The following is a 22237-nucleotide window of genomic DNA, read 5'->3' as shown; positions in this document are numbered from 1 at the left end:
GTCTTAAAAGTCTTTTTTTCGCAATGGCTTGTCAGTTCCTCGCTGTGGCGATCGTTATGATATTTCGCGAATTACGATTTTTCGTTTTCGCGCACTCGGGCCGGCTGGCTAACCTGCTTCAATGCAAGACAGTCGCGCCTCACTCGATTCCCTGCTCTCGGTCCTGCCTCAGGCGGCGATGCTTCTGGACCTTCGCGCGGACCGCATCCTGTCGGCCAATCGCGCGGCTGCCGGACTTCTGGCGATCGAACCAGGCAATCCGCCTGCGTTTTCCCGTCTGGTCGGGCGGTCGATGCCCCGGTTCCTGGTCTTTCTGCAGGAAGTCGAACACCGGTCCGAGGCCTGGACCCGATCGGTCCGGCTGTCGAATGCCGATGGCGAGGGGCTGGGCCTGGAATTGCGCGCACGGCTGCTGCCCGACGAGCCCGGGCTTTTGTTGCTGGTCCTGCTGGACCTGTCGGAACTCGCCCGCCGCGCCGAAGTTATCGAGGCCAGCGCGCTGCAGCGGGCGGGCCTGGGCGAATGGAAGCGCGCGCAGACCTTCTTCGCCGAGCTCGAGCGTGGAAACCAGCTGATCCTGAACGCGGCGGGCGAAGGCATCTACGGCGTGAACGCCCAGGGCGAGGCGACCTTCGTCAACCGCGCGGCGCAGGAGATGCTGGGCTGGACGTCCGAGGACCTGATGGGCGAGAACATGCACTCCAAGATCCATCACCACCATCTCAGCGGCGACGTCTACGCCGCGCATGACTGCCCGATCTATCGCTCGTTCCGCTTCGAGCAGGTCCACCGGATCGAGGACGAGGTGTTCTGGCGCAAGGACGGCAAGCCGATCCGCGTCGAGTACGTCTCGACCCCGATCTACGACCAGAAGGTGCTGGTGGGCGCGGTGGTGATCTTCCGCGACATCACCGAGCGCAAGGAGAACGAGCGCAAGCTGCGCGAGGCGCTGGACGAGGTCGCGGCGCTGCGCGACCGGCTGGAGCAGGAAAACGCCTACCTGCAGGAAACCATCACGACCGAACGCGCGCATCACGACATCATCGGCACGTCGGCGCCGATCCGGCAGCTTGTCCGCAGGGTCGAACTGGTGGCCGAAACCGACGCCACCGTCCTGATCACCGGCGAGACCGGCACCGGCAAGGCGCTGGTGGCGACCTCCATCCACAAGGACAGCGCGCGGCGCAAGCGGCCGCTCATCCACTTCAAGTGCGGCTCGGTCGCGCCGGACGCGGTCGAGGCCGAACTGTTCGGCCAGATGCGCGGCGCCTTCGTCGGCGCGCTGCGGGACCGGCCCGGCCGGCTGGAACTGGCGCATGGCGGCACGCTGTTCCTGGACGACGTCGAGGAGCTTCCCTCCGAGGTGCAGGGGCGCCTGCTGCAGACGCTGACTGCCGGCGCGGTGACGCGGCTGGGCGACACCCGGGCGCGCAGCCTGGACTTGCGGGTGATCGCGGCGACGACCACCGATCCGGACCGCGCGGTCGCCCAGGACCGCCTGCGCGAGGACCTGCTGCTGCATCTCAGCGTCTTCCCGATCCACTGCCGCCCCCTGCGCGACCGGCGCGAGGACATCCCCGCGCTTGCCGCGCATATGCTCGACCTGGCATGTCGGCGGCTGAACCGCCCGGTGCCGGTGATCACCGAGGGCACGATGCGCGCGATGGTCGAGTACGACTGGCCGGGAAACGTGCGAGAGTTGCGCAACGTGGTCGAACGCGGCGCGATCGTGTCGAAGGGCGGCAAGCTGGTGGTCGAGCTTGGCGCCGACACCACGAACGCGCGGCGCGGCACCGACGGCTTCCGTCCCGAGGCGGAAATGCAGCAGATGATCCGCGACAACCTGATCGCCTGCCTGCGCGAAACCGGCGGCCGCGTCTCCGGCGCGGCCGGCGCGGCGGAAATGCTCGGGCTTCCCGCGACCACGGTCTACTCACGGATGCGCAAGTTCGGCATCGACCGCGCGGCGCTTGGCGCCCGGGACGGAACCGCATGACCGCTCCGGAGTTTTGACAGGCCGTCGCGCAATCCCCAGCGACGGGCGGCAAGCCGCTCCTTCGACGCCGGCGCGGCCCCGCTACGCGAACCGGCAATCTCGCGCGGTCGTGCGCAGGAGGGCATTGCACCCGGCCGCGATCTGCGGCCATCACTGGGCTCGCAGGCCGCTTGCACGCAGGAGAAGACCATGAAGTTTCGTTTCCCCATCGTCATCATCGACGAGGATTTCCGCTCGGAGAACTCGTCCGGGCTGGGCATCCGCGCCATGGCCGACGCGATCGAACGTGAAGGCTTCGAGGTGCTGGGGGTGACCAGCTACGGCGACCTGTCGCTGTTCGCGCAGCAGCAATCGCGGGCCAGCGCCTTCGTGCTGTCGATCGACGACGAGGAATTCAGCCCCGGCCCCGACCTCGACCCGGCGGTCGTCAATCTGCGTAACTTCATCCAGGAGGTGCGGCGCAAGAACGAGGACGTGCCGATCTACGTCTACGGCGAGACCAAGACCTCCCGCCACCTGCCCAACGACATCCTGCGCGAGCTGCACGGCTTCATCCACATGTTCGAGGACACGCCCGATTTCGTCGCGCGCCACATCATCCGCGAGGCCAAGGGCTATCTGGAAGGCATCCAGCCGCCCTTCTTCAAGGCGCTGCTCGATTACGCCGAGGACGGGTCCTATTCGTGGCACTGCCCCGGCCATTCGGGCGGCGTCGCGTTCCTTAAAAGCCCCGTCGGACAGATGTACCACCAGTTCTACGGCGAGAACATGCTGCGCGCGGACGTGTGCAACTCGGTCACCGAACTGGGCCAGCTGCTGGACCACGACGGCGCCATCGGCGCGTCGGAACGCAACGCGGCGCGGATCTTCAACGCCGACCACTGCTTCTTCGTGACCAACGGCACCTCGACCTCGAACAAGATGGTCTGGCACCACAGCGTGGCACCGGGCGACGTGGTCGTGGTCGACCGCAACTGCCACAAGTCGATCCTGCACAGCATCATCATGACGGGCGCGGTGCCGGTCTTCCTGAAGCCCACGCGCAACCACCACGGCATCATCGGCCCGATCCCGCAATCCGAGTTCGAGATCGACTCGATCCGCGAGAAGATCCGCGCCAACCCGCTGCTCAAGGACGTGGATGCAGACACGGTCCGGCCGCGCATCCTGACGCTGACCCAGTCGACCTATGACGGGGTGCTGTACAACACCGACACGATCAAGGGCCAGCTCGACGGGCATATCGACAGCCTGCATTTCGACGAGGCCTGGCTGCCGCACGCGGCGTTCCACCCGTTCTACGGCGGCTACCACGCCATGGGGCGCAAGCGCGAGCGGCCCATGAAGTCCGTCACCTATGCCACCCAGTCGATCCACAAGTTGCTGGCCGGGATCAGCCAGGCCAGCCACGTGCTGGTGCAGGACAGCCAGGAGCACAAGCTCGACCGCCACCTGTTCAATGAATCCTACCTGATGCACAGCTCGACCAGCCCGCAATACAGCATCATCGCCAGCTGCGACGTGGCCGCCGCGATGATGGAGCCGCCGGGCGGCACCGCGCTGGTCGAGGAAAGCCTGGCCGAGGCGCTGGATTTCCGCCGCGCCATGCGCAAGGTCGACGAGGAGTTCGGCGACGACGACTGGTGGTTCCAAGTCTGGGGCCCCGAGTCCATGGCCGAGGAAGGCATCGGCGAGACCTCGGATTGGGTGCTGGGCAAGTCGGAGGCCGATTTCGCGCAGGGCAAGGGCAGCGCGGACACCTGGCACGGCTTCGGCCGGATCGAGCCCGGCTTCAACATGCTGGACCCGATCAAGTCCACGATCATCACGCCGGGGCTGAACCTCGACGGGCGGTTCGACGAGACCGGTATCCCCGCCTCGATCGTCACCAAGTTCCTGACCGAGCACGGCGTCGTGGTGGAGAAGACCGGGCTCTACAGCTTCTTCATCATGTTCACGATCGGCATCACCAAGGGCCGGTGGAACACGATGCTGACGGCCCTGCAGCAGTTCAAGGACGATTACGCCAAGAACCAGCCGATGTGGCGCACGATGCCGCAGTTCAGCGCCAAGCATCCGCGCTACGAGAGCATCGGCCTGCGCAACCTGTGCCAGCACGTGCACACGCTCTACAAGAAGTACGACGTGGCGCGGCTGTCGACCGACATCTACCTGGGCGACCACACCCCGGCGATGAAGCCAAGCGACGCCTTCGCCCATATCGCGCAGCGCAAGACCCAGCGCGTGCCGATCGACGAGCTCGAGGGGCGCATCACCACCAGCCTGGTCACCCCCTACCCGCCGGGCATCCCGCTGCTGATCCCCGGCGAGGTCTTCAACCGCAAGATCGTCGAGTATCTCGACTTCAACCGGACCTTCACCAAGGAATGCCCCGGCTTCGAGATCGACATCCACGGCCTCGTCCAGGAGATCGACAAGGACGGGGTGGTCCAGTATTTCGCGGATTGCGTCGCCACCTAGGCGCCACGGGCGGAACCCCGCCGGCAGAGTCAGGGTTAACCCTCGAAGCCGCCCGGCGGCCGCCAGACAGGCGGCCGCGCCAGGGGCGGGCGCCGGGAAAGGCCGGCCCATCGAAGGCGAGGAGAACCGAATGAAGTCTGCATTGCTTGGGGCGGCCGTTGCTTGCGGCTTTGCCGGGTTGGCGCAAGCCGATGAAGTCACCGTTACCGGCGACTCGATCACCGTGATCAACGAAGCGGGCGAAGTCGTGGCCGAAGGCGACGCGACCATCGTCATACAGGGCGACGGCCAGATCGCCGTCGAAGGCGACGGCGGCGCCGCATCCGGAAGCGGCCAGGCGGCCGGCGAAGGCACCGCTGCTGCGGCGCCCGAGGCCGCGGGTGGCGCGGCCACCGAAACAGGCGGCACGGAGGCAGGCGGCACGGAGACAGCCGAAGGCGAGATGGCAGCCGAAGGCGACATGGCGGCCAAGGAGATCCCGGTTTCAGCCGACGTCGCCGCCGGGGAAGAGGCCTACCAGGGCGTCTGCCGCAACTGCCACGGGCCGAAGGCGCAGGGCATCGCGAGCTATCCCAGGCTTTCCGACAAAGACTTCGCCTACATCGTGGACCGCCTCGAAACCTATCGCTCGGGCGAGCGAGTGGGGCCGAACTCGATGCTGATGATCCCGCACGCGCGGCCGCTGTCGGACGAGGAGATCGTCAACCTCGCGGCCTACGTCACGACCGCCTTCGACTGACACGGCCACGGCCGACGCCTTCTCCATCGGCTTGCCGAAGCGGAAGTGCGCAATACGTTTCGACCATCCGGGGCGCCATGCACCGCGAGGATCGCAGGGCCACCCGGCAAACATGCTTAAGGGAGGACACCATGCATAACCCGTTCCGCAATACATCCGCGGCCTACCTGCTGCCCCTCGTGGCTGGTGCGGCCGTGGCCGCTTCGCCGGCGCTTGCCCAGTCCGGCATGAACACCACCAGCCTCGAGCATGAGGTGGTGATTTCCGATCTCGACAACCCGTGGGACATGTCTTTCCTCGATGACGGCACGATGTTCTTCACCGAGAAATGCGAGGGTCTGTCCGTGCGCATGCCCGATGGCTCGGTCAACACGCTGCTGGGGATGGGCGACACCGAGGGCTACCCCACGAACGCGGACGACCTTTTCTGCGAAGGCCAGGCCGGCATGATGGGGGTCGCCGTCGACCCGAACTTCGACGAGAACCGGCGCATCTACGTCTACGCGACGTCGAACATGTCGGACCCGCACACCAACCGGCTGATGCGACTCGAGGTGAACGAGGACTTCACCGACGTGTCGAACCGAACCGACATCGTCGACGACGTGCCCTACAAGATGGAAGGCACCGATCACCCGTTCGGCGGCCCCGGCGCGCATAACGGCGGCCGCGTGCGCTTCGGTCCCGAGGGCGCGCTGTGGCTGACCACCGGCGACAACCACAACCCCGAGATCCCGCAAAGCCCGACGATGATGGGTTCGAAGGTGCTGCGGATCGACACGGACGGCAACGCACATCCCGACAACAACCCGCCGGAAGGCTTCGATCAGCGGACCTACACCTACGGTCACCGCAACGTGCAGGGCATCGCCTTCCATCCGGAAACGGGCGACGCCATCGTGGTCGAGCACGGCCCCTGGCACTCGGACGAGACCACGGTGCTGGAAAACGGCGGCAACGCCGGCTGGGACCCGCGTGACAACATGGCCGGTCGCGGCGAATGCCCCGACGATTACTGCGGCTACATGCCCAACCAGAACGAGGGCATGAACCGTTACGAGCGCGCCGCCTTCATGCCGATGACCGACTTCGAGACCTACCCCGACGCGATGCCTCCGATCTGGGAAAACAACGGCTGGTCGCAGGGCAGCGCCACGGCCGCCTTCCTGGAAGGCGAGCAATGGGGCGACTGGAACGGTGACATGGTCGTCGGCATCATGGGCATCGGCTTCGGCGGCACGCCGATCGGCCAGCGCATCGACGTGATGGACCTGAACGTCGAGGAGGGCGAGATCTCGGTCAACGACGTGACCGAGATGACCCTGCCGATGGAGCCCGCGCGCTTCCGTTCGCTGGTTCTCGGGCCAGACGGCAGCCTCTATGCCGCAGTGGACGAAGGCATGATCCACAAGCTCACGCCCGGCGGCGAGTGATCCGCCTGCCGCGCCGCCTTCGGGCGGCGCGGCATCCCGGCCAAGGCCGCTTCGTCACGCGCCACGCGCGTGACTTTTTTTCCGTCCAGTGGGACGTCGCGCACGAGACGAACCTTCCCAAGGTCGCGAGGCCGCGTCGAGTAAGGTCCTGGTGCGCGTGGCACCGCCCCGTTGCGTCAGCTCACTTCGTCGAGGGCGGCACCGAACGTGCCCAGCAGCTTGTGCTTCAGGATCTTGCCCGTCGCCGCGGCCGGCAGAGCGTCCACGATCAGGATGCGCGACGGGCGCTTGTAGCCCGAGAGTCTGCCCGCCACGAAGGCCCGCAGCGTCTCGGCATCGACGGCGCCTGGCGCGGTGGGCACACAGAAGGCCAGCACCTCTTCATCCCCGGCGGCCTTCCGGCCGATCACAGCGGATTGCACCACGCAGGGATGGTCATTCAAAGCCGCCTCGACCTCGGGCGGATAGACGTTGAAGCCGCCGCGGATGATCAGTTCCTTCGACCGGCCGACAATGTGCAGGCGGCCTGCGTGGTCGATCCGGCCCAGGTCGCCGGTGCGCATGAAGCCGTCCGGCGTGATTGCTTGCGCCGTCGCCGCGGGGTTGCGGTAATAACCCTTCATGATGTGCGGCCCGCTTGTCAGCACCTCGCCCACGCCGGGTTCGTTGCCGACGCTCTCGTCCAGCCTGACCTCGACCCCCGGCAGCGGCGGCCCGACCGAGGTGTCGGGATCACCGATCGGGTTGCGCGTGCCGCTGACTCCGGCGGTGGTTTCCGTCATGCCGTAGCCGTTCTGCAAGGGCAGGCCGTAGAAGGCTTCGGCCTTGCGCTTCCACGCAGGATCGAGTGGCGCCGCGCCCGACGAGACGTAGCGCAGCCGCGCCGAGCCCAGCGTCTCGTGGCCATGCTTGGCGGCGTAGGCCATCAGCACCGCGTGCATCTGCGGCACCGCCGGCACGACCGTCGCGCCGCGCTTGAGCGCGTCGTAGAGCGCCTCGGCCGAAAAGCGCGCGGCCAGTTCCACCGTGCAGCCGGTCAGCGCCGAGGCCATGAGCATCGAGGCCAGCCCGAAGACATGCGTCATCGGAAGCACGCCGTAGACGTGGTCGGTGGGCGTCAGGTTGCGCAGGTCGCGCGACGCGGTGGCGGCGAAGATCAAATTGCCGTGGGTCAGCATGACGCCCTTCGGATCGCCGGTGGTGCCGGTGGTATACAGGATCACCGCCACCTGATCGCGCCCCGGCTCGGTCGGCTCGGCCGCGCCGCCGGGACCTTCGGCCATGCTGAGCGCGCCGAAGCACGTTACGCAGGGATGCGCGGCGGCATCGTCCGCATGCGCGGCGGCCTCTTTCGAGACGTGGCTGGTGAACAGGATGCGCTTGGGTTGCGCGTGGTCGCGGATGCGCGCCAGCTCGGCCCCGGACATGCGGGCGTTGACCGGCACGGCCCAAGCGTCGAGCTTCGAGCACGCCATCACCAGAACCGCCACGGCGAGGCAGTTCTCGGCCACGATCAGCACGCGATCGCCCGCGCCGACGCCCTGCACCGCCAGAAGCTGCGCGGCCTCTTCGACGAGGGCGTCGTAGCGCGCCCAGTCGACCTGCTTGCCGTCCGCGTCTATCACGGCGATCGAGTCGGACCGCGTCTGGGCATGGGCCGCGATCATCTGGTGAATCCGGGTGAAGTCGGTCATCTGGCGTCCCTCCTTGCGCCAAGGGCATGCGCGGGACTTGGTCGGCGGCTCACGCATCGCCTCCGCGGTCCATCTTCTCGCGCGGGACGCGCTTGAACACGCCTGTCGCCGTGGCGATCAGCGCGCCGTCGTCGGCTTCCAGCCGCGCCTCGATGAACAGCAGCGACTTGCCGCCGCCGGCCACCTGCCCAGTCGCCGTCAGCCGCTGCCCCACATGCGCGGGACCGACGAAGCTGGTCGCCAGCGAGATCGTCAGGAAGGGCGTGCGCCCGGTGTCGTCCACCGTCAGGCTGCCCGTCGCCCCCATCGCGTTGTCGAGCAGCAGCGCCGCGATGCCGCCATGCAGCACGCCATGACGGTTGGCATGCGCCTCTGTCACGGTGAGCATGCAGCGCGCGCGCCCGTCCCCACGGCTGACGTCGAGGACGTAGCCAAGCGTGCGCTGCGCGCCGGTCTCGTTCTCGATCAGGGCCATCAGGCGGCCGAGAGGCGGATGAAGCGTTCGAGGTGGTGATCCGCGTCGCCGAAGCGGTGGTCGACCATCGTCAGCCGCTTGACCAGGTGGCCCAGCGCGTATTCCTCGGTCATGCCGATGCCGCCATGCATCTGGATCGACTCCTCGACCACCAGCCGTCCGGCGCGGCCGATCAGGTTCTTGGTCGCGCTCACATGCCGTTCGCGGGTCGTCCGGTCGGCATCGACGTGCCCGGCAAGGTTGATCACGGCCGAACGCGCCTGCTCGATCTCGACCAGCATGTCGGCCATGCGGTGCTGCAGCGCCTGGAACTTGCCGATGGGCTGGCCGAACTGCTTGCGGTTCTTCAGGTAGTCGACGGTCAGGCCGCGGATGGTTTCCATCAGGCCCAGCGCCTCGGCGCAGAGCGCGCATGTCGCCCGTGCGGCCGCGCGTTCGATCGCCGCGTAAGCGCCGCCCTCCGGGCCGATCAGCGCATCGGCAGGCACGGTCACGTCCAGCGTCACCTCGGCTGCGCGGCCGCCGCCGTTCAGCGGGTAGTCGCGAATATCGACGCCCTCGCCGGCCGGGACCAGGAAGGCCGAGATGCCGTCGGTTTCGGTCGTTTCCCCGCCGGTGCGGGCGGTCACAAGGAAAGCCTCGGCCACGCCGGCGTGGGTGACGAGGCTCTTGCGGCCGGTGATGCGCCAGCCGTCGCTGTCCTTTTTCGCCTTGGTCTCGACGTGCTCCAGATCGTAGCGCGCGCCGGGTTCGCTGTGCGCGAAGCCGATGATCGCGCCGCCGATGATCGCCTCGACGCGGTCGGCCTGCGCTTCGCCGCCCAGTTCTGCGAGCAGCCCGCCGGCGAGGATGCCTGTCTCGGCCAGCGGCTCGAACACGCCCGCGCGGCCGACTTCCTCGAACACGACGGACAGGTCGAACCCCGCGCCGCCGAACCCGCCCTTGTCCTCGGGGAACAGCGCGCCGATCACGCCCATCTCGGCCAGGCCCTTCCAAAGGGTTTCGGAATGGCCGGCCGCGCTAGTGGTCGCCTGCGCCAGCATCTCGGGCGAGACGCTGTCGGCAAGGTAGCGCCGCAGGCTGTCCTGCAGCATCTGGCGCTCTTCGGTCAGTTGGAAGTTCATCTCAAAGCTCCAAGATCGTCTTGCTGATGATCTGGCGCTGCACCTCGTTCGAGCCGCCGTAGATCGAAAGCTTGCGGTTGTTGAAATAGGCCTGCGTCGCGGGCAGCGCGTAATCCGGGCCGACCGGCTCGACGTTCGAGCCTTCGTCCAGCGCCTCGGACACGAAGGGCATGGCGAAGGGGCCGACCGCCTGACGGGTCAGGGCGTTGATCTCCTGCCGGATCACGGTGCCCTTGATCTTGAGCATCGAGGATTCCGCCCCCGGCGCCTGCCCGGCCGCCGCGGCGGCGATGGTGCGCAGGTTCGTGGTGGCCATCGCCATCAGGTCGATCTCGACCTGCGCCATCTTCGCCGCGAAGAACGGGTTCTCGATCAGGGGGCGCCCGCCGGCCTTTTCCAGCCCGGCGATGCGCTTGAGGTTTTCAAGGCCGGCCTGCGCAAAGCCCACGCCGGCGATGTTGGTGCGTTCATGCGTCAGCAGATACTTGGCGTAGGTCCAGCCCTTGTTCTCCTCGCCGACCAGGTTCTCGACCGGGACCTTCACGTCGGACAGCCAGACCTCGTTCACCTCGGCCTCGCCGTCGATCAGCACGATGGGACGGACCTCGACGCCCGGAGAGTCCATGTCGATCAGCAGGAAGCTGATCCCCTGCTGCGGCTTGCCCTCTTTCGACGTGCGCACCAAACAGAAGATCTTGTCGGCGTATTGACCCAGCGTGGTCCAAGTCTTCTGGCCATTGACGATGTAATGGTCGCCCTCGCGCACAGCCGTCGTCTTGACCGAGGCAAGGTCCGACCCCGCGCCCGGCTCGGAGTAACCCTGGCACCACCAGTCGTCGCCGTTCAGGATGCGCGGCAGGTAGTGGTCCTGCTGCGCCTTCGATCCGAACTTCATCAGCACCGGGCCGAGCATGTTCAGACCGAAAGGCACGATGCGCGGGGCGTGGGCGCGCGTGGTCTCTTCCTCGAAGATGTGGCGCTGCACGGCGTCCCAGCCGGTGCCGCCGAACTCCGCCGGCCAGGTCACGCCCAGCCAGCCGCGTTCGTTGAGGATGGCATGCCACTCCTCGTAATCGGCCTTGGTCAGCCGCTTGCCGCCGGCGACCTTGTCGCGCTGCCGCTTCGGCAGCTTGTCGTCCAGAAAGGCGCGAACCTCGTCGCGGAACGCCTTCTGCTCGTCGGTATAGGTGAGATCCATCGGTCTCTCCTTCGTTTGGTTGCGGCCGGGAGAAATGCCCGGACCGAGGAGGCCTGCGCCTCAGAAGATTTCGAACAGCCCGGCAGCACCCTGCCCGCCGCCGATGCACATGGTCACGACGCCCAGCTTGGCACCGCGGCGCTTGCCCTCGACCAGCAGGTGGCTGGTCGTGCGCGCGCCGGTCATGCCGAACGGGTGGCCGATGGCGATCGCTCCGCCGTCGACGTTGAGCCTGTCGTTGTCGATGCCCAGCCGGTCGCGGCAATAGAGCAGCTGGCTGGCGAAGGCCTCGTTCAGTTCCCACAGGTCGATGTCGTCGACCGTCAGCCCGTGACGCTCCAGAAGGCGCGGCACGGCAAAGACCGGCCCGATACCCATCTCGTCCGGCTCGCACCCGGCGACCGCGAAGCCGCGGAACCGGCCGAGCGGCTCGAGGCCGGCGCGCTCGGCCTCCTTGGCGTCCATCATCACCAGCGCCGCGGCGCCGTCGGACAGCTGCGACGCGTTGCCGGCGGTGATGAACTTGCCTTCGCCGCGCACGGGCTTCAGCGATTGCAGCGCCTCGAGCGTCGTCGACGGGCGGTTGCACTCGTCCATCTCGACCGTCGCGGTCACCTCGGCGGTTTCGCCGGTTGCCTTGTCGGTGATCTTCTTGACCACCTCCATCGGCACGATCTCGGCGTCGAAGCGCCCGGCCTTCTGCGCGGCGGCAGTGCGCATCTGCGACTGGTAACCAAGCTCGTCCTGCGCCTCGCGGCTGACGCCGTAGCGTTCGGCCACGTTGTCGGCAGTGTCGATCATCGGCAGGTAGAGGTCGGGCTTGTGCTCCATGATCCACGGGTTGGGCGATTCGTCAGGCGGCGGCTGCACGCCCGAGATCGACTCGACCCCGCCCACCAGCACGGCCTTCGCGCCTTCCATTGCGATCATGTGGCCGCCCATGGCCACGGCCTGCAGGCCGGAGGCGCAGAACCGGTTGACGGTCGTGCCCGCGATGTCGACCGGCAGGCCCGCGCGGATCACCGCCTGGCGTGCGATGTTGCGCCCGGTGACGCCCTGCGGGTAGCCGCAGCCCCAGATAGAATCCTCGATCATCTTCGGGTCGATGCCGGCGCGTTCGACCGCGTGTTTCGTGACGTGGCCGGCCATGTCGGCGCCGTGGGTGATGTTGAAGCTGCCGCGCCCGGCCTTGCCGATGGCGGTGCGGGCGACGGAGACGATGACGGGATCGGACATTGGACCTCCTCAGCCGTTCAGGCTGGCGAATGTGCGGTTTTCGGATGCGAGCCGCTGCAGAAGCGGCGCGGGCTGCCAGAAGAACGGGTCTTCCTCGGCGTAGCGTTCGATGTCGGCCTTCAGATCGGCCAGCCCCACGGTGTCGGCCCAGTGCATCGGCCCGCCGCGCCAGCGCGGAAAGCCGTAGCCGTAGAGGAACGTGACATCGACATCGAGCGGCCGGCGCGCGATGCCTTCGTCGACCACGCGAGCGGCCTCGTTCACCATGGCGGCCATGTAGCGGCGCTGAATCTCCTCGTCCGAGAAGTCCCGGGGGGTGACACCCTGCGCTTCGCGGGCCTTGGCGACGAGCGCCTCGACCTCGGGGTCTTCCTTCCCGCCGCGCTGACCCGCTTCGTAGATATAGTAGCCGCGGCCGGTCTTCTGGCCCAACCGGCCCAGGTGATAGAGTTCGTCAGCCCAAGTCGGCACCACGTCGCGCGGATCGCGGGTGGCGGCCTTGCGCTGGCGGGTGGCGTAGCCGATGTCCAGGCCCGCCAGGTCGCCCATTTCATACGGCCCCATCGGCCAGCCAAAGGCCTTGACCGCCCGGTCGACCTGGTAGGGCGAGGCGCCGGCCAGCACCATGCGGTCGGCCGCGGCGCGGTAAGCCGACAGGATGCGGTTGCCGATGAACCCGTCGCAGACGCCCGCGCGTACGGCGGTCTTGCCCATCGTCTTCGCCAGCGCGAAGGCCGTCGCGGTCACGTCATTCGCGGTGTCGTCGGCGACCACGACCTCGAGCAGCTTCATCACGTGGGCGGGGCTGAAGAAGTGCAACCCGATCACGTCCGCCGGGCGGGACGTGCTGCGCGCGATCGCGTTCACGTCGAGGTAGCTGGTGTTCGTCGCCAGCACCGCGCCGGGTTTCATCACTCGGTCGAGTTCGGCGAAGACCTGTTTCTTGACGTCCATGTCCTCGAACACCGCCTCGATCACAAGGTCGGTGCCCGAAAGCGCGTCGTAGTCGGTCGCGGTGCGGAAGGTATCCTTCAGGATCGCATCGCGCTGCGCTTGCGCCAGCTTGCCGCGCTTCACCGCGCCGTCGAGGTTCCTGGCGATGGTGCCGGCGGCCTTCTCGGCCGAGGCGTCGTCGCGTTCCACCAGCGTCACATCCAGGCCCCGAGTCAGCGCAGCGGTAGCGATGCCCGCGCCCATCGTGCCGCCGCCGATCACGCCGATCTTGGCGATGTCGCGCGGCGCGACACCATCGATTTCTGGCAGCTTCGCGGTCTTGCGTTCGATGAAGAAGGCGTGGATCAGCGCCGCGCGCTGCGGCGTGTTGATCATCTCGTCGAAGATGCGGCGCTCTTCGGCCATGCCCGGCTCGATCGCCAGCCGGGTCGCGGCCTCGACGGCGTCGATGGACGCCAGCCGCGCTACCTCGCCGCTGCTCTTCTTCGACCAGAGCGCACGCGCCTCCTCGAAGGCCTGCGCGCCGTGCTCGGGGCACGGCATCCGGCCCACGGGGCGTGGTCCGGCACCCTGTTCGATCAGTTCCCGCGCATAGGCCAGCCCGGCCTCGCGCGGATCGCCCGTCGCCAAACGGTCAGCCAGACCGATCTCGACGGCACGTTCGGCCGACACCGTGCTGCCGGCCGGGATGAGCTCGAGCGCGGCGGCGACGCCGGTCACGCGCGGCATCCGCTGCGTGCCGCCCGCGCCGGGGATGATGCCGAGATTGACCTCGGGCAGGCCCAGCTTCGCGCCCTTCATGGCTAGACGGTAGTGACAACCCAGCGCCACCTCAAGCCCTCCGCCCAGCGCGGCGCCCTGAATCGCGCAGACAACCGGCTTGGACAGTCCTTCGAGCCTCGCGATGATCTCGGGCAGCCAAGGGTCCTTCGGCGGCTTGCCGAACTCCGAGATGTCGGCCCCGCCGAGGAACAGCTTGCCCGAGCCAAGGATCAGCGTGGCCCGTGCCGCGTCATCGCCGGCGGCCCGCTCGATCGCGCCCAGCAGGCCCACGCGGACCGCGTGGCCCAGCGCGTTGACTGGCGGATTGTCGATGGTGATGACGGCCATCCCGTCGATCAATTCGTAGCGGACCTTGTCTGTCACGTCGTCCTCGTTTTCCTGTGCGGGGTGCCCCGCGTTTTCCTGATGCGGGCGACGCCCGCGCCGGGGTCAGTCGCGGAAGATGGTCCCGCCGCCCTGCCCCATGATGCGTTCCAGTTCCTGCACCGCGGCGTTCAGCTTCGGGCCGACCTCGTCGCGCATGCGCTCGAGACTCAGGTCCTCGGGCATGGCGCCGCAGGTGAAGATCACAGGCTCGGACAGGTCGCGCGACTGGAACGGACGCGCCACCGCGTGGATCGACGGCGCGAAATAGGCGGCCGGGTCGTGGATTACGAAGCCGCGGCCCATCAACTGGCTCCAGGCCTCGCGGCGCGTCTCGGCGGCCGCGGCCGGATCGGCACCGGTCAGCAACACGGTGCGGTGATACGCTTCTTCGGATTGCGCCGCCAATAGCGCGCGCCCCGAGCTTGACCCCATCACCGGCACCCGGTGCCCCGCCTCGAGCCAGAGCGAGGACACACCACGCGGCCGCCACGTCTTGACGATCAGCAGCTTGGCCTGGTCGCGCACCAGCAGCAGCGACAGCGTCCCAGTCTCGTCCGCCGTACGCTGCATGATCGGCCCGGCCAGGTCGACGAAGCTGATGGACGCCGACGCGACGCTGCCCAGCGCCAGCAGCGCGGGGCCGGGACGGTAGCGGTCGGCGCGGCCCGAATGGGTGAGATATCCCAGCTGGTGCAACGTCCAGCTGAGCCGCGACACGGTGGATTTGGGCAGGCCCGTGCGCTCGGCGATCTCGCCGTTGCCCAGGCCGTCGTCGCTGGCGCGGAAGGCGCGCAGCACAGCCAGCCCGCGCGCCAGCGTCGTGGCAAAGCGGCGATCGGCCTCGGGCGCGGTGTGGGACACGTGTTCGTTCATCGCGGCCTCACATCGACGAGGGTATCAGCAGCGACAGGATCGGGAAGGCCATGATGAGGCCCAGGACGATCACGTCGACGCTCAGGAACCGCAGGATGCCCGAGAAGATGCGGTCGATCGGCACCTCCTTGCCGACGACGCCCGCGATGACGAAGACGTTCAGCCCCACCGGCGGCGTGATCAACCCGATTTCCAACAGCTTGATGACGACGACCCCGAACCAGATCAGGTCCCAGCCGTAGCTTTCCACCAGCGGAACCATCAACGGCAGGGTCAGCACCATGATGCCGATCGGGTCGAGGAACATCCCCAGCACCAGGTAGATTGCGGCGATCGCCAGCAGCAGGACCACCACGGACAGGTTGGCGTCGCTGACGAAGCCGACGATGTCCGAGGCCACGCCGGTCAGCGCGATGAAGGCGACGAAGATCTTGGCGCCGGCGGCAATGATGAAGATCGACGTGGTCTGGATCACCGTTTCGCGCAGGCTTTCCCACAAGGCGTCGAAGGTCAGCTTGCGCTGCGCGAAGCCGATCAGGATCGCGGCCGAAACGCAGACGGCCGCCGCCTCGGTCGCGGTGAAGATGCCACCGTAGATGCCACCCACGATGATGACGAACAACGCCACGGCGGGCCAGGCCTCGATCGCGGCGGTCAGGCGTTCGCGGGTGCTGACCGTGCCGGTGAAGGCCGGCGCGGCCTCGGGCTCGCGCCAGACCCAGATGTAGATGACCAGCAGGAAGCCCAGCAACGACAGGATGCCGGGGATGATGCCCGCCAGGAACAGCGCCGAGATCGATGTCTCGGTGAAGATGCCGTAGATGATGAACAGAACCGAGGGCGGGATGAGGCTGCCCAGCGTGCCGCCCGCGGCGACCGATGCGGTCGCCAGCCGCTTGTCGTATCCCATGCGCAGCATCTCGGGCGAACAGATCCGGCCCATCGTCGACGCGCAGGCGATGGACGACCCGGTGATGGCGGAAAACCCGCCGCAGCCCAGCACCGACGCCATGGCGACACCGCCAGGCACCGAAGTCAGCCAGACGCGCGCGGCATGGTAGATCTTGGTCGTGATGTCGGCGCGGTAGGCGATGTGACCAAGGGCGACGAAAAGCGGGATCATCGAAAGGTCGTAGGAATGGATCAAATCGAACGAGTTCGAGAAGACGAGGCTGGCCGTCGGCGTCAGCGCGCGCTCGGGCATGAAGGTGCCGGTGCGCAGCGCGAAGATCGCGAAGGTGCCCAGCGTGGCCACGCCCGCCAGCGCGAAGGCGATGGGGACCCGCAGGCCCAGCAGCACGATGACCGCGGCAAAGGCGATCAAGCCGATCAGCGTTCCGTCCATGTCAGGCCCCGTGCCCGGTCTCGGCCAGCGGCTCGCCCCGGCGCATTGCGCCGACGTCCTGCCAGACCATGATCGCCAGCCGCAGCCAGCAGAAACTTACGCCGATGAGGAAGATCACTCGCCCCGGCCATTTCGGCAGGTTCAGATCGCCGAAGAAATAGCCCCCCGACGCGATGGTGTGCGTGACCTCGCGCCACCCGGCCCAGATCAGTGGCGCCAGCGCCAGCAGGCCGAAGACCGAGCCGAAGATCACCAGCCCGTCGCGGATGCGCGGGGGCATCCGGTTCGACACGAACTCGACCACGATGTGCGACCGCGAAGCCGTGGTGGCGGCCAGCGGCAGGATCACGGCCGCGACCATCAACTCGCTGACCATGACGATCGCGTCGGGCACGCCCGAGTTGAACACCGCGCGCAGGACGACCGTGGCGGTGATCAGAAAGCCGAGGCCCAGCACCGAAATGATGGACAGATCGACCAGCAGGCGCTCGATACGGCGCAGCATGGCTTACCTCGATTGTCGGAAAGTGGTGGATCCGGCCGCGCCCCGTGAAGGCGCGGCCGCGAAAGGCGAGCGAGCCTAGCCCTGCTCGCGCTCCCAGGGGTAGCCCTGCGTGTCGCGTTCTTCGGCGTACTTGGCCAGCAGGGCCTTGTACTCGTCGAGGATCGCCGCACCGTCGAGCCCCATGCCCGAGACCTGCTCGACCCACTCGTCGATGTACTTCTGGCCGGCCTGGACCAGCTTGGCGCGCTCTTCGTCGGGCAGTTCGATGATCTCGACGCCGGCTTCGCGCATGGTCTCGATCGCCGCCTCGTTGTCGGCGGTGATCAGGCGGCCCAGCTCGTCCGACATCGACGCGCCGGCTTCCAGCAGGATCTGCTGCTTTTCTTCGCTCAGACGGTCGAAGGCTTCCTTGTTCATGAACACGCCCAACGCGCCGGTCTGGCCCCAATCGAGCAGCGTGTAGCTGTCGATCACTTCCTGCTGCTTCAGCGCCGCGGTGGCGTAACTGTAGGTCTGCGAGCAGTCCAGCAGGCCGGTGTCGAGGCCCTGGTACGCGTCGTAGATCGACATCGGCACGAGGTTGGCGCCGAAATCAGCGAAGGTGTCGCCGTAGGCGCCGACGCCGCGGATCTTCAGGCCCGCGATGTCATCGACGGTGCGGATCGCCGTGTCCTTGCAGCCGATATGCACCGCCGAAGTGGTGAAGGTGCCGAGGTAGACAAGGTTCTGCGCCGCCAGATGTTCGGCAATCTGCTCGTTGTTGCGCATGATCTCGTCGGTGGCCTTCATGCCGACCCACGCATCCGAGCTTTCCAGCGGCATGTCGGCGATCCGGTAGGGCGCCATTTCCTGCGGAAAGTAGACCGCGATGATCGTGCCCATGTCGGCCACGCCGTCGGCGATGCCCGACAGCGCCGCGCCAGCCTTGAAGAGCGCGCCGCCCCACTGGATGTTCAGCGCCATCTCGCCGCCAGACTTCTCCTCGACCTGCTCGGCGAAGTAGTTGAGCGATTCGCCCCGCGCGCCTCGGTTCGGCCCGGCCTCGCCGACGAAGAATTCCTGCGCGCCAGCGCCGGCTGCGCCGAAGATCAGCGCGCCAGTCAGGGCCGCCTTCACAACATTGGTCATGGGTTCCTCCTCCCAGTTTCACTATGCAGAATTTAATTCCACTTTATGGAACACGGGAAGGCGCGCCTCGTCAACCCCGTGCAGGACCGCGAAAGGCCCCGAGGGCAAAGAACGCCGAAGTGCGCTGCCGACCGAGGGAGCAGAAGAGATGTGGGAGATCGACCTGCGGCGCGGCGCGCGGCGATCGGCAGGTCACATCGCGGCCAGCTTGCGCGCCAGAGTCATGGGGCCAAGCGGATGCATGATTTCCACCGTGCGCCACACGCGGTCGTCGCCCTGCTCTATCGTCATCACGCTTATGAACGAGGGCAGCGCAAGCATCTGCCCGCTCAGCACATGGGTTCGGTAAAGACCCTGGACCCGCCGATCGCCCAGCCGGCGCGCGCGCTTGACCAGGCGCACCATGTCGGTGATCTCGTTCATGCGGAAATCCGCAAGCACACGATCGAACTGGGCCCGCAGGGTATCCCTCGTGCGGACGATGTGCGTGCCTTCCGTGTTCTGCAGGAATAGCGGATGACGGGTCGTGTCGCACAGCAGGTCGAAGTCGCCTTCGAGAAACGCCTGCGTCATCCGGTCGAGCGCGTGCGAAAAGATCGCGGCGACCTCGGCATGATCTTCGTCCGCACCCGGCGCCATTTCGAAACCCATCCCCGCCGTCGCATCGTCGGCCAGCGCGAACTGCGCCCGCGACAGCCGCCAGTGCCCGTCGTCCTGTTCGATGACGGACAATCCGGAATGCGGCGCGCGCGCCAGCGTATCGCCGCTCCAGAGCCGGGTCACATGGGCCCGCAGCAGCCGCCCGCGCCCATCCTCGACCACCGCCTCGACCGTGCTGTCCACGCGGGTCACCTTCAGCGTCCTCGCAGCTTCGGCCATGCGGCGAAAGGCGGCTTGCAGAGACGCACGCGTCTCGAAGCGCTGCAAGCCCCGCGCCGTTGCCGTCACCAGCGGCAGCCGGACGTGATTCAGGAACGCGTCGAAATCGCCGGCCAGAACGGCGGCCGAGACATGATCGAGATTGTGTTGCGCGACATCAAATTCGGAAGCGGTGCCAGCGCCTGTGCCCCGGGCGGAAAGCCCGGCGGGGCCGAAACATGGAGTCATGAAAAAACCTGTGCACTCGAAACGCTTTACTGGCGAAAAGATCGCATGAAGGCGCCATCGGGGCAAGCGCGCGATCCCGCCGTGGGGCCGTACGGAAACTCCTATCGTGTTCGTGCGTTGTGAGACGTGTGCGGCGGCCCGCGTCAGCCTAGCCGAATACTGCGCAACTTTACGGAATGCCTTGCGCGATGGTGGCAGATGCTTTGATGTCGTGAAACGCTTCGGCCTCGTCGGACGAACCAAGGAAACGCGGTGCCCATCTCAGATCAGCGACCCGACCTACACCTTCTCGAGCTTGCCAGCGAAGTAAGTCAGACCGGTGCGTGGTATTACGATATCGCCACCGACCGCGTGACCTGGAGCCGCGTGACCCGGCAGTTGTTCGAGCAGCCCGACGACGCCGAGATCGACCTGGACACGGCGCTGGGGTTCTATCGGCCGGAAAGCCGAAAGCGGCTGACCGAGGCAGTCGAGCGATGCATCCAAAAGGGCACGCCCTTCGACCTGAAGCTCGAGGTCGAAACGCCCGAGCGCGGAGTCTTCGTGGCCCGGTCCGTCGGGCGGGTGCAGCGCGACGCCCAAGGTCGGATCATCGGCCTGGCCGGGTCGTTCCAGGACATCACCGTCCTGGTTCGGGCCGAGCAACGACGCGAAGCCGCAGAGGCCGAGCTGGAATTCGTGATGCGCACGATGTCAGACGGGTTCTTCCTGCTCGACAAGGACTGGTGCTTCAGCTTCGTCAACGCCGCATCCGAACGGATGCTGCAGCGCAAGCCCGCGGACCTGATCGGCCGATGCATGTGGGAAGCCTTTCCCGAAGCCGTCGGATCGAGCTTCGAGCGCAATTACCGCGCAGTGCGGGAAACCGGGCGCAGCGTCATGTTCGTGGAATTCTTCGAACCGCTGCAAGCCTGGTTCGAAGTCAACGCCCACCCCGCCCAGACCGGCGTAGCGGTCCATTTCCGTGACATCACCGATCGCGTTGCCGAGCGCGAGCAACTGCATCTTTTCCTGACAGCCGTAGAGCATCAACCCGTCGGGGTCATGATCGTCGCGCTGAACGCTACGAAGCCGCTGCTGGACCAGGGGATCGGCTACGCGAACGAAGCGATGACCCAGTCGTCGCGCCGCACCCGCAGACAGCTGAGTGCCCTGAGCCTGCGCTCGTTTCTGGGCGATACGGCCGATACGGCATCGCTCGAGCGGTTCGCGGATGCGATCGAACGCGGCCAACCCGCGCGCGAAACCTTCCAGGCACGCACGCCCGCCGGCAAGAGCCAGATCTACGATGCCACGGGGGCTCCGATAATCGGGGCCAACGGCGCGGTGACCCATGCGGTCGTCATCATGGACGACGTGACCGAGCGCCGCCGCGCCGAGGCCGAGGCGCGCCGCACCGAGCGCCTGGCACTACTGGGGCAGCTTGCCGGTGGCGTCAGCCACGATTTCAATAACCTGCTGGCCGTCATCATGGGCAATATCGAACTCATGGGGCTGACGGAGGACCCAGCCGAGGCCGACGAGTTGCGGAACGAGGCGGTTCAGGCCGTGCTGCGCGGAAAGACACTGAACGAAAGCCTTCTCGCCTTCGCGGGGCGCGCCACGATCGAACCGCGGACCGAGGATCTGGGGGATTTCCTGCGCGCGCTGCAGCCGCTTTTGCGGCGCACGCTGCCCTCGAACATCGAGCTGGTCATCGATTGCCGTCCCGGCCTTCCGCCGGTGGTGCTGGACCAGGCGATGGCCGAGAGCTGCGTGCTCAACCTGGTGATCAATGCGCGCGAGGCCCTGCCCGAAGGCGGCCGCATCGACATCACCGTCGAGGAGCGCACTGCACGGCACGAATCCGCCGGAATGTTGCAGCGGTGGACGACGCTCGTGGTCCGCGACAACGGCAAGGGCATTCCGGCGGACCTGCACGAGGTGGTCTTCGACCCGTTCTTCACCACGCGCGGCGTCGGCGAGGGCTCCGGTCTGGGGCTCAGCCGCGTGCGCGGCTATGTCGAGCAGACCGGCGGATTCGTCACGCTGGACAGCGCGCCGGGGCGGGGCACCACCATATCGTTGTTCTTCCCCATCGCCACTGTCGACGATCGCGTGCAGCAAAGCGACCGCCCCGCTTCCGCGCCACTGCCCTCGCAACCGCGCGGCCGCGTCCTTCTGGTCGACGATACCAAGGCGGTGGCCCGGGTCTCGTCTCGGATCCTGGAATCGTTGGGCTACGAGGTCCGCGTCGCGCACGATGGCGACCAAGCCGCGGCCATCTTCGAGCGCGAAGGCCCGTTCGAATACCTTCTGACCGACATCGTGATGCCGGGCGAGGCCGGCAATGCCCTAGCCGCCCGTCTGCGCAAGCGAGCGCCTGGCCTGGGAGTTATCCTGATGTCCGGATATCCGCAGAAGGCGGAATTCGCGTCCATGCTGGACGATCGGACGGTCTTTCTGGACAAGCCCGTGACGCGCGACCGCTTGGCGGACGCGCTGCGCTCTCTCGGATAGGAGCGGCCGGGGCACAGAAGCGTCCCGGCGATCAAGATGGGGAAAGGCGCCCGGAGGCGCAGTAGCTGAATGGTGCGGTCGAGAAGACTCGAACTTCCACGGGAGTTACCCCACAGCGACCTCAACGCTGCGCGTCTACCAATTCCGCCACGACCGCACAGTCAGGCTTGGTGGCCGTTCTCTAGCGCAGCACCTTTGTCTCGACAAGCGAAAATTCCGCCGCGATTTTTTCGCCAGGAACAAGCGTGCCGCCGATGGGCTGCCTGCGCTGGATCGCATTGCCGTAACGCGCTAGACCGCC

Annotated in this window: 16 protein-coding genes and 1 tRNA gene; 5 read left to right on the top strand and 12 right to left on the bottom strand. The window is 67.1% G+C overall.

What is annotated here, in order from left to right; all coding sequences use genetic code 11:
* Positions 1-178 precede the first annotated feature (178 nt).
* From BLW27_RS11805 to BLW27_RS11790, 4 genes are all read left to right on the top strand, one after another.
* Positions 179-1996 carry a sigma 54-interacting transcriptional regulator gene (locus BLW27_RS11805; protein WP_245710854.1) on the top strand — a complete coding sequence of 606 codons (1818 nt, stop codon included), beginning with the start codon at positions 179-181 and terminating at the stop codon, positions 1994-1996.
* Positions 1997-2185: 189 nt separating this feature from the next.
* Positions 2186-4477 carry an arginine/lysine/ornithine decarboxylase gene (locus BLW27_RS11800; protein WP_089883519.1) on the top strand — a complete coding sequence of 764 codons (2292 nt, stop codon included), beginning with the start codon at positions 2186-2188 and terminating at the stop codon, positions 4475-4477.
* A gap of 130 nt (positions 4478-4607) precedes the next feature.
* The gene (locus tag BLW27_RS21685; protein ID WP_245710853.1) at positions 4608-5216 is read left to right on the top strand and encodes a c-type cytochrome; all 609 of its coding nucleotides are present in this window, start codon (positions 4608-4610) and stop codon (positions 5214-5216) included.
* A 131-nt stretch (positions 5217-5347) separates the two neighbouring features.
* The gene (locus BLW27_RS11790; protein WP_089883517.1) at positions 5348-6649 is read left to right on the top strand and encodes a PQQ-dependent sugar dehydrogenase; all 1302 of its coding nucleotides are present in this window, start codon (positions 5348-5350) and stop codon (positions 6647-6649) included.
* Positions 6650-6825: 176 nt separating this feature from the next.
* Here the strand turns inward: BLW27_RS11790 and BLW27_RS11785 are convergent, their stop codons facing one another.
* The 11 genes from BLW27_RS11785 to BLW27_RS11735 form a co-directional block, all read right to left on the bottom strand.
* Positions 6826-8343, bottom strand: a complete 1518-nt coding sequence (locus BLW27_RS11785) for a class I adenylate-forming enzyme family protein (RefSeq protein ID WP_245710852.1) — start codon at positions 8341-8343, stop codon at positions 6826-6828.
* A gap of 49 nt (positions 8344-8392) precedes the next feature.
* Positions 8393-8818, bottom strand: a complete 426-nt coding sequence (locus BLW27_RS11780; RefSeq protein ID WP_089883515.1) for a PaaI family thioesterase — start codon at positions 8816-8818, stop codon at positions 8393-8395.
* The gene (locus tag BLW27_RS11775) at positions 8818-9942 is read right to left on the bottom strand and encodes an acyl-CoA dehydrogenase family protein (RefSeq protein ID WP_089883513.1); all 1125 of its coding nucleotides are present in this window, start codon (positions 9940-9942) and stop codon (positions 8818-8820) included. Before BLW27_RS11775 ends, BLW27_RS11780 begins: the two co-directional genes overlap by 1 nt.
* Position 9943: 1 nt before the next feature.
* Positions 9944-11140 (bottom strand): acyl-CoA dehydrogenase family protein, encoded by a 1197-nt coding sequence (locus tag BLW27_RS11770; RefSeq protein ID WP_089883511.1) that lies wholly within the window; start codon positions 11138-11140, stop codon positions 9944-9946.
* A gap of 60 nt (positions 11141-11200) precedes the next feature.
* Positions 11201-12376: an acetyl-CoA C-acyltransferase gene (locus BLW27_RS11765; RefSeq protein ID WP_089883509.1), complete on the bottom strand. Its 1176-nt coding sequence runs from the start codon at positions 12374-12376 to the stop codon at positions 11201-11203.
* Positions 12377-12385: 9 nt separating this feature from the next.
* Positions 12386-14476 carry an FAD-dependent oxidoreductase gene (locus BLW27_RS11760; RefSeq protein ID WP_218141106.1) on the bottom strand — a complete coding sequence of 697 codons (2091 nt, stop codon included), beginning with the start codon at positions 14474-14476 and terminating at the stop codon, positions 12386-12388.
* Between the two features lie 66 nt (positions 14477-14542).
* Positions 14543-15352 carry an IclR family transcriptional regulator gene (locus BLW27_RS11755; protein WP_089883506.1) on the bottom strand — a complete coding sequence of 270 codons (810 nt, stop codon included), beginning with the start codon at positions 15350-15352 and terminating at the stop codon, positions 14543-14545.
* Between the two features lie 7 nt (positions 15353-15359).
* The gene (locus tag BLW27_RS11750) at positions 15360-16697 is read right to left on the bottom strand and encodes a TRAP transporter large permease (RefSeq protein WP_089883505.1); all 1338 of its coding nucleotides are present in this window, start codon (positions 16695-16697) and stop codon (positions 15360-15362) included.
* A gap of 1 nt (position 16698) precedes the next feature.
* Positions 16699-17202: a TRAP transporter small permease gene (locus tag BLW27_RS11745; RefSeq protein WP_089883503.1), complete on the bottom strand. Its 504-nt coding sequence runs from the start codon at positions 17200-17202 to the stop codon at positions 16699-16701.
* Positions 17203-17277: 75 nt separating this feature from the next.
* Positions 17278-18330, bottom strand: a complete 1053-nt coding sequence (locus BLW27_RS11740) for a C4-dicarboxylate TRAP transporter substrate-binding protein (protein ID WP_089883501.1) — start codon at positions 18328-18330, stop codon at positions 17278-17280.
* A 192-nt stretch (positions 18331-18522) separates the two neighbouring features.
* The gene (locus BLW27_RS11735) at positions 18523-19680 is read right to left on the bottom strand and encodes a hypothetical protein (RefSeq protein WP_143042249.1); all 1158 of its coding nucleotides are present in this window, start codon (positions 19678-19680) and stop codon (positions 18523-18525) included.
* Between the two features lie 9 nt (positions 19681-19689).
* Between BLW27_RS11735 and BLW27_RS11730 the strand changes: the two genes are divergently transcribed.
* A complete protein-coding gene (locus BLW27_RS11730; protein WP_089883498.1) occupies positions 19690-21936 on the top strand; it encodes a PAS domain-containing protein in 2247 nt (748 codons plus the stop codon).
* Between the two features lie 70 nt (positions 21937-22006).
* Here BLW27_RS11730 and BLW27_RS11725 read toward each other — a convergent pair.
* Positions 22007-22093, bottom strand: a tRNA-Leu gene (locus tag BLW27_RS11725).
* Positions 22094-22237 lie beyond the last annotated feature (144 nt).

This window comes from Citreimonas salinaria, from assembly GCF_900107235.1.
Lineage (GTDB): Bacteria > Pseudomonadota > Alphaproteobacteria > Rhodobacterales > Rhodobacteraceae > Citreimonas > Citreimonas salinaria.
This window is presented reverse-complemented; position numbering and strand designations above follow the sequence as displayed.